This is a genomic window from Mesorhizobium sp. M7A.F.Ca.MR.362.00.0.0 (assembly GCF_004023175.1).
Lineage (GTDB): Bacteria > Pseudomonadota > Alphaproteobacteria > Rhizobiales > Rhizobiaceae > Mesorhizobium.
In genome coordinates, this window is record NZ_RZTF01000245.1 from 1 (window position 1) to 9,838 (window position 9,838).

Consider the following 9,838-nt stretch of genomic DNA (forward strand, 5'->3'; position numbering starts at 1 on the left):
TCCATGGCCTGCTCCAAAATAGGCTTTGCCGATCTGCTCGCGCGTGATTTCGGCGGACCTGCCGGTCAGGGTCACGCGCCCCTCCAGCATGCAGTAGAGGCGGTCCGTAGCGGTTCGAGCGAGGCCGACATCCTGCTCGACCACGATCATCGCCGTTCCGGTGGCGCGGATTTCGGGCAAGGCGGCATAGATCTCGCGGATCACCTTCGGCGCAAGACCAAGGCTGATCTCGTCGCAGAGCAGCACGCGCGGCTGGCAGAGCAGCGCGCGGCCGATCGCCACCATCTGTTGCTGCCCGCCCGAGAGGCTCTGGACCTGCGTGCGGGCCTTCTCCTTTAGGATCGGGAACAGCAGGTGCAACCGCGGCAGCGTCCATCCGCCCTTGGCGCCCATGCGCGCGGCCTGGTCGATGGCGACGCGCAGATTGTCCTCGACCGACATGCCGGTGAAGAGCCGACGGCCCTCCGGCACGATGGCGACACCCTTCTGCACCATGCGGTCGGTGGTGGTGCCGCCAACGGCCTCGCCGTGCAGCAGCACCATCTCGCGCGCAACCGGGAGCAGGCCCATGATCGAACGCAGGAGTGTGGATTTTCCTGCCCCGTTGGCGCCGATCAAGGCCACGGCCTCACCCTGGTGCAGCTCGATGTCGACGCCGTAGAGCGCCTGAAAATCGCCATAGCGGGCCAACAGCCCGTGGGTGGAAAGAACGGCCGTCATGCCTCGATCCCCATGTAGACGCGCTGGACCTCGGGCAGCGCAATCACTTCGGCTGGCACGCCTTCTGCGATCTTCTCGCCGAAGTTCAGTACCAACAGCCGGTCGGCCACCGCCAGCAGCGCGTGCAGCACATGCTCGATCCACACGATGGTGATGCCGCGGTCACGAATGCGGCGCACCAGCGCCACCAATGCCTTCGATTCATCGTCGGTCAGCCCGCCCGCGATTTCGTCCAGAAGCAGCAGCTTCGGATCCGAAGCCAGCGCGCGCGCCAGTTCCAGCCGCTTGCGGTCGAGCAGGGTGAGAGGGGTGAGAGCGCCCGCCGAGACATTGGCCTTGTCGGAGAGCTCGCAATCGCGCAGGACCTGGGCGCAGAAGGCATAGCTTTTCTTCTCCGACCGGCCGCCGCCGAAAGCGGCGGCGACCAGCAGGTTTTCGAAGGTGGTCATGCCGGAATAGGGACGCGGGATCTGATAGGTTCGCCCGATGCCCATCTGGCAGCGCCGGAAGGGCGGCTCGCCGCGAAGCGCGGTGTCGCCGAGCTGGATCTCGCCGCCGGACGCCTTCAAATCGCCGCTGATCATGTTGAACAGCGTCGTTTTGCCCGCCCCATTCGGGCCGAGGATGCCCAGCACCTCGCCCCGATGCACATCGAAGCTCACCTCATGCAGGACGCGGACAGCGCCGAAGGACTTCGACACGCCGTGCGCTTTCAGCAGGATTTCCCTACCCATAACTCTGCCCGCGTTCCCGCTCATGTCACCAGGCGATCGGCTGGATAGCCTGCTGCGGCGCGAAGAGCTGATTGACAGTGTTGTCGACGATCTTCAGGTCATAAGGCCATTTCTCGCCCTTCACCCACTGGCCGCCGAAGATCGGCGTCTTGCAGATGTTCTTGTGGGGCGAGCCGTCGAACTTGATATGACCGACCAGCGTCTGCAGATCGGTAGCGACCAGAGCGTCACGATTGGCCGCACGGTCGAGCGGATTGGAAGAGCGCTTCAGTATGTCGAGGGCGACCTCGAGCAAGGCATGCGAATAGCCCAGCGGCTGCGTCCACTGGCGCTTCGTATCGGCTTCCCATTGGCTGGCGATGTCGCTGCTGACCTGGCCGGTCAGCGACGACTTGAACGGGAAGGCCGGGGTCCACCAGACCTCCGAGGACATGCCGTTGCCTAGAGGACCCATGGCCTCGACGCCACCCGGGAACAAGAGCGCCGCCGCCACCGTGACCGCCTTCGGCTTGAAGCCCTGCTGGTTGCACTGGGTGACGAAGGTCTTCAGATCGTCGGGATAGGTAATGCCGCCGATGATCTCGCAGCCCTGCTTCTTGAACTCGGCTATCTGTGCGGAAAAATCATTGGTGCGGGGCTGGAAATAGCCGGGCACCACGACCTCGTAGCCGGCCTTGCGGGTCGGCGCTGGCAAGCCATATTCGTCGTTGCCCCAAGTCTCGCCGTCGATGTTCTGGGGGAACAGCATCCCGACCTTCTTGTTGGTCTCCAGATGGTTCCAGAGCCCGACGAAGGTGTTCAACGCCTCGTCGAGGCCCCAGAAGAAATGATAGGTCCAGTCGAAGGTCTGCTTGCCGCCGCCGCGCGGCATGATCACCGCTTGCCAGGGAGCGCCCGAGGAAATGCAGGGCGTTTCATAAAGCTCGGCCTGCTCGGCCGCGGGCAGGATCGTGTCGGTGGTCGAGGCCGGCACGAGCAGATGCACCTCGTCGTTCAGGATCAGATTGCCGGCGATTTCCGATGCCTTGTTCGGATTGGACTGGCTGTCGCGGTCAAGAATCTCGATTTCGTAAGTATTGCCGTCGGCGCATTGCAGTTGGCCGCCGAGCAGGGCGCGGATCTTCTGCAAGGTGTAGCCATCCGTTTCACCAAACAGGGCGAGCGGTCCGGTCGTCGGGCTGAGATAGCCGAGCTTGATCTTTCCCGCCGTCGCGGCGCGCACATAGGCCGGCATGCCAAGCGTGCTGGCGGCAAGGCCGGCTCCAATCCCCTTCAGGACGCTTCGGCGGCTGGGCCGCAAGCCCGATTTCACCAGTCTGTTGTAGTAGCTCATCGTCGGTTCCTCCCTGGGTTAAGTTTCTCCGGCCCACGGGACCGGTCTCAGTTCAAAGCGGCTTCAGGTCATCCTCAGCAGTGAGCCGCCATCGATTACGATCAGCGAGCCCGTGACGTAAGACGCGGCCGGCGACGCCAGATAAAGCGCCAGGCCCTTGATCTCTTCCGGGTCGCCGATCCGACCGAGCAGCGACTGGGCCTCGAAGGCCTTGCGGTCCGCCGGATTGCGCAGCCGGCCGCCGGCAATGTTGGTGATGAACGGTCCGGGCAGGATGGCATTGATGCGGATGTTGTAGGCGCCAAGCTCCATCGCCATGTGGCGAACGAGATGGTTCACCGCGGCCTTGGCGGGCATGTAGGGCGTGCCCACGATGCTCTCGTTGATCAGCGATGCAATGGACGACGTGACGATGATCTGGCCGCCGCCATTCGGCTTCATGTGCCGGACGGCATGCTTGATCGTGGTGTAGACCGAGGTCAGGTTGATCTCCATCACCTTGTCCCAGTGCTCGTCGGGCAGGTTCTCGATGGCGCCCTCGGGGTTCCTTTCGCCCGTCGGGGTGTTGAAGCCCGGCCCGGCATCGATCCCGGCATTGGCGAACACGACATCGATCGAGCCCGCCTTCCCGGCGACCTTGTCGAAGGCTGCGGCCATGGCCGCGCGGTCGCCGACATTGACAACCTGGCCCCAGACATCGCCACCCACCGCCCTGATCGCGGCCACGGTCGTGTCAAGCCCGGCAGGGTTCAGGTCGAAGATACAGACCTTCGCCCCGTGCTCGGCCATGATCTCGGCATAGGCCTGCCCGATGCCGCTGGCGCCCCCGGTGACGATCACCGACTTGCCTCTGACATCGAACATCTTTTCAAGTGCGGCCATCAGTTTCCTCCCTTGTGCGACAGCACGAAATCGAACTCCACGTCGTAGAACGGGGCCGCAACCTCGACCCTGGCGGCAGCTTCGGCGTCCTCGATCTTGCGGAATTCGGCGAGCAGGCTCTTCTTCACGCCGAAGACGGCATCTGAATCGATGTACGGGTCGTCCGGGTCGAAGATGTGCGTGGTCAGCGCTTCGAAGCCCTCGGCCTCGACGATGTAGTGGAGATGCGCCGGACGATTGGGGTGACGCCCCAGGGCGCCCAGCAGCTTGCCGACCGGGCCATCATCCGGGATTGGGTAGTATTTGGGCTTCACGCCGCGAAACCAGTAGCGCCCGTCCGGGCCGGTGCGAAAGACGCCGCGCAAGTTGAAGTCGGGCTGGATGCCCTTCTGCTGCACGTCGTAGAAGCCCTCGTCATTGGCCTGCCAGACGTCGATCTTGGCGCCTGCGATCGGCTTGCCCTCGGTATCGAGGATGCGGCCATGCACGAACATGGGCTCGCCCTTCTGGTCGAGGCAGATGTTGGAGCCCATCGGCAGTTCGGGGGCGTCGGCGACGTGGAAGGGTCCCAGCACCGTCGATTCCGAGGCGCCCGACGGCTTGCGGTTGTTGATCGCATCGACCAGCATCGAGACACCGAGAACATCCGACAGCAGGATGTATTCCTGCCGCCACTCGTTGCAGATCTGGCCTGTCTGCGTCAGGAACATGATCGCGCCGAACCATTCCTCCTGTGTCGGCTCGATCTCCTTCACCGCCTCGTGCAGCTTGCGGGTGATGACCTCCATCACCTCTTTGAGCCGCTCGTCCTTGGCGTTCCTGTTCCGCGCCACCACGACCTCGGCCGAGTTCGCTTCGGTGAAATAGCCGGATTCGTGTTCATCGATCATGCGATCCTCCTCAACGCGCCAGAACGGATTTCAAGACCCGGCGCAGTTCGGCCGCCGGATCGGCCGCCAGCGTTTCGGAACGCCAGGCAACATGATGGTCGGGACGAACGACCAAGCAGCCGTTGTCGCGGATCTCCCGCGCGCCGGCCCAGTCGCCGGTATGATCCTCGATCGCGCGGCGCGGGCCGATCACATGGCTGCGGATCGGCAGACCGAGCTCCGCGCCCACCGTCTCCGCCGCTGCGACCCACGCCTCGCCGCCAATGCCGGTCAACAGCGTGAACTCGCCATGCCCGCAAAGATCGAGCGTCGAGACTTTCCTGCCGGAGCGCTCGAAGACCCAGACATGCGGCAAGCGCGCACCGGGCCACGTTGTTGGCGCATAGTGCAGCTCGCGATCCTTCTCGAAAGGTGGCTCGCCCTGGCCGTCGGTCACCACCGCGCCGGAGGCATAGCGCTGGTTCATCTCGACGCCATGGGCGTCGAACTCGTACTTCTTGAAGGCGATGGCTTTGCGGAGCGCCTCGCGCTGCGCTTCGGCGACGGGCGTCGCATCGGCGCGAGCCTCCATGTTCCTGTGGATCTTGTCGTGATCCACGCCGCCGTCCATGCCGAGCGCCTCGAAGATCGGTCCGAATTCGGCGATGGACTGGTTCGCCCGTGTCACGATCTGGCGCGCGATCGGTGCGCGCTCGGCCGAGAAGCTGTCCAGAAGCCCGACCCCCGCCTGCCCCTTGATGACCTTGGCAAGCTTCCAGGCGAGGTTGAACCCGTCCTGGATCGATGTGTTCGAGCCGAGCCCGTTCGAGGGCGGATGCCGGTGCGCGGCATCGCCCATGATGAACACCCGCCCCTTCTGCATATGCGTGGCGAAGCAGTTGTTCACGGTCCAGGTGTTGGCGCCCAGGAGCTCGATCTCGAGCGCGGGATCTCCGACCAGTTGACGCGCGACGCTGGTGGCTAGTTCCGGCGTCACTTCAGGCGGCGGCTGGTTGATGTCGTAGCCCCAGACGATCAGCCATTCGTCCCACGGCCGCACCATGCGCACGAGACCCATGCCGATGCCGCCGACGTCGGCGCCGGGCTGCATGACCCAGTAGAGGACGCTCGGCCGGTGGGCGACATATTTCGAGAGATCAGCCCTGAACAGGATGTTCATCGAGCCGCCAACGCCCATCTTGCCCTCGAGCGGCAGGCCCAGATGCTCGGCCACCAGCGAGTTGCCGCCGTCGGCGCCGACGAGGAACTTCGACCGCACGGTGAAATCCTTGCCCGACAGCCGATCGTGGCAGGTCGTGGTCACGCCGTCCGCATCCTGGACATGGCTGACATATTCCGTGCTCATGCGGGCCTGCGTGCCGCGGGCGCAGGCCGACTTGAACAGGATCGGCTCCATGAAGGTCTGCGGCAGATCGTTCATGAAGCAGGGAGACGACAGGAGATGTTCGGCCTTGGAGAGCGGATGGACGCCCCAGCTCTTCATGCGGCCGATCTCCTCGCCGGCCAGGCTTTCGCAGAACACGTTCTCGCCCATCAGCTCCTGCGGGGAGGCGTGCATCATGGCTTCGGCCTCTACCTCCGGCCCAAGGTCGCGCAGCACTTCCATCGTGCGCTGGTTGGTGATGTGGGCACGCGGCGTGTTCGACAACCAGCGATAGCGATTGACGATCATGTTGGCGACGCCATAGCTGGACAGCAGCGCGGCGGTGGCCGAGCCGGCCGGGCCAGTGCCGACGATCAGCACGTCGGTTTCGATATCCGCCATTAAATTCCTCCCTCGATCTTCGGACCGGTCAGCCTGCGGCGAACCGGAAACAGGTGCAGGCCCTTGCGGGACGCGATCAGGCCCCACAGCCCCTTTGGTGCAAAAAGCATCACGACGACGGCGATGAGGCCGAGCGTCATCAAGTACCAGCTGCCGTAGTCGGCCAGCGCCGAGCGCAGCGCAAAGAAGACCAGCACACCGAGGATCGGCCCCTCGATGGTGCCGATGCCGCCGATGACGACTATGAAGATGACGTTGGCGGTCCAGTCGGTGACGGCAAAGGCCGCTCCCGGCGAGATGCGGGCCGTCTGCAGAAAGATCAGCGCGCCGGTCAGCCCGGTGGCGGCCGCGGCGATCAGAAAGACCGCCCATCTGAGCCGGCCGGTATCGACGCCGACCGATTGCGCCGCGTCGACATTGTCGCGCACCGCCGCCAGCGCCAGCCCGAGGCGATTGCGCAGCAGCCAATAGATGCCGCCGGTCACAGCTACGACCAACGCCAAAGCCAGCCAGTAGGCCAGGACGTCGCGTGCCGCGGCCTCGCGGACGCCGAACAGCGCCCTGATCGCATCGGTGCCCAGGATGCTGCTCGTCGCCTCGCGCGGCAGCGAAGTGCCGGTGCCGCCGCCGAGCGCCTTCCACTGCGCGACCAGCAGGCGCGTCACTTCAGCGATCACCCAGGTGCCGATGGCGAAATAGGCGCCCTGCAAACGGAATGCGAAGAAGGCCGTCGGAACCGCCAGCACCAGCGCCGCAAGCCCCCCCAGTGGGATCGCCAGGACCGGATTCCAGCCAAGCAGGATCACGCCGGCGAACATCGCGTAGGCGCCGATGCCGACGAAGGCCTGCTGACCCACCGAGACCAGGCCGCCATAGCCCGCCAGAAGGTTCCATATCTGCGCCAGCGTCAGCATGGTGAGGATGAAGAACAGATCCTGTATGACGCCCCGCGAGGCCACGGCAGGCAGCGCGAGCGCGGCGACGATGACGATCGGCACCGTGATCGCGGTTACGGTTCCGGCGCGGGTGCGGGTTGTCAGTCGATACATGCCGCCCCTCAATCCACTGCGCGCGGAAAAAGCCCGCGCGGTTTGAGCAGCATCACGGCCAGGAAGGCGATGTGGCCGGCCAGGATCTGCCATTCCGGATTGAGCGCGGCACCAAACGTCTGCGCCACGCCGATGATGATCCCGCCCGCGAGCGTTCCCCATAGGCTGCCGAGGCCGCCGATGATCACCGCCTCGAAGGCATAGATCAGCCGCGCCGGCCCGATCGAAGGATCGAAGTTTGCCCGCATGCCGAGATAGAGGGCCGCCAGCGTCACCACGATCATGGCGATCCCGGTGGCGATCGCGAAAATCCGCTTCGGCTCTATCCCCATCAGCCCCGCCGTCACGGCGTCGTCCGAGGTGGCGCGGAAGGCACGGCCGAGCGCGGTGTGGTAAAAGAGCCCGTTCAGGGCAATGATCATCACGATCGCCGAGGCAAAGGTCATCAGCGGCATGATCCCCACCGTGACCAGCCCGAGATCGAGCGATGCCCCTTCCAACGCGCCCACCGGAATACGGCGGCTGTCGGCGGAGAAGGCCTCGAGCAGGCCGTTCTGCAGGGCGACCGACAGGCCGAAGGTGACCAAAAGCGGCGGCAGGATGTCCTTGCCCAGTACGCGGTTCAGCACGGCGGCCTGCAGCAGCCAGCCGAGCGCGAACATCGCCGGCATGGCGACCAGGGCAGCGATCCAGGGCGACAGGCCGAGCAGCGTGACGCCCATCAAAACCAGATAGGCGGCAAGAATGATGAGGTCGCCATGGGCGAGATTCACCAGCCGCATGATGCCGAAGACGAGGCTCAATCCCGCTGCAAACAGGGCATAGAGCCCGCCCAGCAGAATCCCCTGCACGAGAGTGTCCAGCCAGATCATCGCCGCGCCACCTCGATCAGGCCATGAGAGCGCTGTGCGAGCAGATGACGGAATCTCGGATCCCTGGTCATGACGCCACCCCGAAATAGGCAGAATGGATGTCTTCGCGCGTGACCTCGGCCGTCCTGGCGGCCAGCGTGACGCGGCCCTCCATCATGCAGTAGACGCGGTCGGCGACCGCCAGCGCCTTGCCGATATCCTGCTCCACCAGCACGATCGCGGCGCCGCTTTCGCGGATCCTGGGAAGGGCTGCGTAGATGTCGCGGATGACGACGGGCGCGAGGCCGAGGCTGATCTCGTCGCAGAGCAGCAATTGGGGGTTCGACATCAGCGCCCGGCCGATCGCCACCATCTGCTGCTGGCCGCCCGAGAGCGCTGTGCCGGGGCTCTTGCGCCGCTCGCGCAGGATCGGAAAAAGATCATAGACCGCGTCGAGGTTCCACGGCCCCGGCACCTTGCGCGCCTGCCCGCCGACCAGCAGGTTTTCCTCGACGGTGAGCGAAGGGAACAGTCGGCGCCCCTCCGGCACCATGGCGATGCCGCGCTTCATGATCTCGGCCGAAGACAGCGCGCCGATCGGCTCGCCCCTGTGCAGCACCATGCCGGGCTCGTTGCCGATCACGCCCGTGATCGAGCGCATCAGCGTGGATTTTCCTGCGCCATTGGCGCCGATAATCGCCACGCATTCGCTCGCGGCCACCCTGATATCCACACCGAACAGCGCCCGGAACTGGCCGTAATTCGCGGTGAGGCCACGCGTTTCCAGCATCAGACCTCAAGCCCCAGATAGATTTCGCGAACCGCCTTCGAGGCCATGATCTCATCAGGCGCACCGATCCCGATCACACGCCCGAAATCCAGCACGAGAAGCCGCTCTACCACCGAATTCAGGGCGTGTAGCACATGCTCGATCCAGATGATTGTCGTGCCCCTGGCGTGGATCGCCTTGATCGTCGCGACCAGGGCCTTGCATTCGCCCTCCGTCAGACCGCCGGCGATCTCGTCCAGAAGCAGAAGCTCAGGGCCTGTCGCCAGGGCGCGGGCGAGTTCGAGGCGCTTGCGGTCGAGAAGGCTCAGCGAGCCGGCCACGAAATTGGCCTTCCTGAGAAGCTCCGTCTCCTCGAGGATACCAGCGCAATCGTCAACCATCTCGGCCTCGCGTCCGCCGCGGCCGAAGGCGGCAGCGGTCAAGAGATTTTCGAACACGGTCAGCCCCTCGAAAGGCTGCGGAATCTGGAAGCTGCGGCCAACGCCCATGCGCACCCGCTCCATCGCCGGAGCACGGGTCACGTCGCGGCCGAGCAATTCGATGCGCCCCTCATTGGCAAACAGATTGCCGGTGATCAGGTTGAAGAGCGTCGATTTTCCCGCGCCGTTCGGGCCGATAATGCCCAGCGCTTCGCCGCGCGGCACGCTGACGGTCACGGAATCCGCAACCTTCAGGGCGCCGAAGGACTTCGAAACGTTTTCCAGCCTGAGTATCATCACTGTCATCCTTGGGTCGCGCCGAACGAGGGCGGCGGTATCAGCCGCCCTCGGCAGCGTCAGGCCAGGGCTTCCATCTTGCCGGCGGTGGGTATCTCGGAGGCGCCG

Annotated in this window: 10 protein-coding genes; all 10 read right to left on the reverse strand. The window is 64.9% G+C overall.

Going from position 1 to position 9,838, the window contains the following annotated elements; genetic code table 11:
• On the reverse strand, positions 1-720 hold a 720-nt coding region (locus tag EOC06_RS24880; RefSeq protein WP_164898721.1), incomplete at its 3' end, for an ABC transporter ATP-binding protein.
• Positions 717-1,454 carry an ABC transporter ATP-binding protein gene (locus EOC06_RS24885; RefSeq protein WP_128309032.1) on the reverse strand — a complete coding sequence of 246 codons (738 nt, stop codon included), beginning with the start codon at positions 1,452-1,454 and terminating at the stop codon, positions 717-719. The genes EOC06_RS24880 and EOC06_RS24885, both read right to left, overlap by 4 nt.
• Positions 1,455-1,479: 25 nt before the next feature.
• Positions 1,480-2,787 carry an ABC transporter substrate-binding protein gene (locus EOC06_RS24890; protein ID WP_127266430.1) on the reverse strand — a complete coding sequence of 436 codons (1,308 nt, stop codon included), beginning with the start codon at positions 2,785-2,787 and terminating at the stop codon, positions 1,480-1,482.
• Positions 2,788-2,850: 63 nt separating this feature from the next.
• A complete protein-coding gene (locus tag EOC06_RS24895) occupies positions 2,851-3,669 on the reverse strand; it encodes an SDR family NAD(P)-dependent oxidoreductase (protein WP_127266431.1) in 819 nt (272 codons plus the stop codon).
• Entirely contained in the window at positions 3,669-4,559 is an 891-nt protein-coding gene (locus tag EOC06_RS24900) for an intradiol ring-cleavage dioxygenase (protein ID WP_128309033.1), read from the reverse strand. The genes EOC06_RS24895 and EOC06_RS24900 overlap by 1 nt, the downstream gene beginning before the upstream one ends.
• A gap of 10 nt (positions 4,560-4,569) precedes the next feature.
• Positions 4,570-6,324 carry an FAD-dependent monooxygenase gene (locus EOC06_RS24905; protein WP_128309034.1) on the reverse strand — a complete coding sequence of 585 codons (1,755 nt, stop codon included), beginning with the start codon at positions 6,322-6,324 and terminating at the stop codon, positions 4,570-4,572.
• Positions 6,324-7,373 carry a branched-chain amino acid ABC transporter permease gene (locus EOC06_RS24910; protein WP_127318880.1) on the reverse strand — a complete coding sequence of 350 codons (1,050 nt, stop codon included), beginning with the start codon at positions 7,371-7,373 and terminating at the stop codon, positions 6,324-6,326. The genes EOC06_RS24905 and EOC06_RS24910 overlap by 1 nt, the downstream gene beginning before the upstream one ends.
• 8 nt (positions 7,374-7,381) lie before the next feature.
• Positions 7,382-8,245 (reverse strand): branched-chain amino acid ABC transporter permease, encoded by an 864-nt coding sequence (locus EOC06_RS24915; RefSeq protein ID WP_127318882.1) that lies wholly within the window; start codon positions 8,243-8,245, stop codon positions 7,382-7,384.
• Positions 8,246-8,312: 67 nt separating this feature from the next.
• Positions 8,313-9,014 carry an ABC transporter ATP-binding protein gene (locus tag EOC06_RS24920; RefSeq protein ID WP_128309035.1) on the reverse strand — a complete coding sequence of 234 codons (702 nt, stop codon included), beginning with the start codon at positions 9,012-9,014 and terminating at the stop codon, positions 8,313-8,315.
• Positions 9,014-9,730 (reverse strand): ABC transporter ATP-binding protein, encoded by a 717-nt coding sequence (locus EOC06_RS24925; RefSeq protein ID WP_127266437.1) that lies wholly within the window; start codon positions 9,728-9,730, stop codon positions 9,014-9,016. Before EOC06_RS24925 ends, EOC06_RS24920 begins: the two co-directional genes overlap by 1 nt.
• Between the last annotated feature and the right edge of the window lie 108 nt (positions 9,731-9,838).